Source organism: Thermoanaerobacterium sp. PSU-2 (assembly GCF_002102475.1).
In the GTDB taxonomy this organism is placed as follows: Bacteria; Bacillota; Thermoanaerobacteria; order Thermoanaerobacterales; family Thermoanaerobacteraceae; genus Thermoanaerobacterium.
Map to the genome: position 1 here is coordinate 1 of NZ_MSQD01000038.1, position 890 is coordinate 890.

1 protein-coding gene is annotated in these 890 nt (G+C 39.3%); it reads right to left on the minus strand.

Annotation, left to right across the window (positions count from 1 at the left end):
* On the minus strand, positions 1 to 890 hold an 890-nt coding region (gene vorB, locus BVF91_RS13015; protein WP_085113767.1), incomplete at both ends, for a 3-methyl-2-oxobutanoate dehydrogenase subunit VorB.

Here is an 890-nt window from a genome sequence, read left to right on the forward strand (position 1 = left end):
ACGTCTTCTACCATCTGTCCCATGCTCATTTCTATGGTTAGGTAGGCTTTTACGTGATCTCTTGTTTTTTTGAATGGTTCTTCTGGAAATGGCCATAGTGATATGGGCCTTATTAAGCCTACTTTGATGTTTTCTCTTTTTGCTAATTCGATTACGTTTTTGGCGACTCTTGCTATTGTGCCGTATGCTACAAGTATTATTTCTGCTTCTTCACAGTTTGTCATTTCATATCGTACTTCTTCTTTTGCTGCTTTTTCGTATTTTTTGAATATTTCTATGTTGTGTTTTTCTAATACTTGTGGGTCTAATTCTAATGAGTTTATGATGTTTCTTTTGTTTCTTGTTCCCATGCCTGTTGTGGCCCATGGTTTTTCTTCTATTTTGTTTTCTTCTTTTTTTAGGATGTCAAAGTCTACTGGTTCCATCATTTGGCCTAACATGCCGTCTCCTAATATCATTACGGGGTTTCTGTATTTGTCAGCTATGTGGAATGCTTGTTGTACTAGTTCTGCCATTTCTTGTATTGTTGATGGTGCCAAGACTATGAGCTTGTAGTCTCCATGTCCTCCTCCTTTTGTGGCTTGAAAGTAGTCTGATTGGGATGGCTGTATTCCTCCTAATCCTGGTCCCCCTCTCATTATGTTGGCTATTACGCATGGTACTTCTGCTCCTGCTATATATGATATTCCTTCTTGCATCAGGCTTATTCCTGGACTTGATGATGTTATAAGGACTCTTGCTCCTGCTCCTCCTGCTCCGTATACCATGTTTATTGCTGATACTTCGCTTTCTGCTTGTAAGAATACTCCTCCTACTTCTGGCATTCTTTTTGCCATGTACGCTGTTACTTCGTTTTGTGGTGTTATTGGATATCCGAAATAATGCCTGCA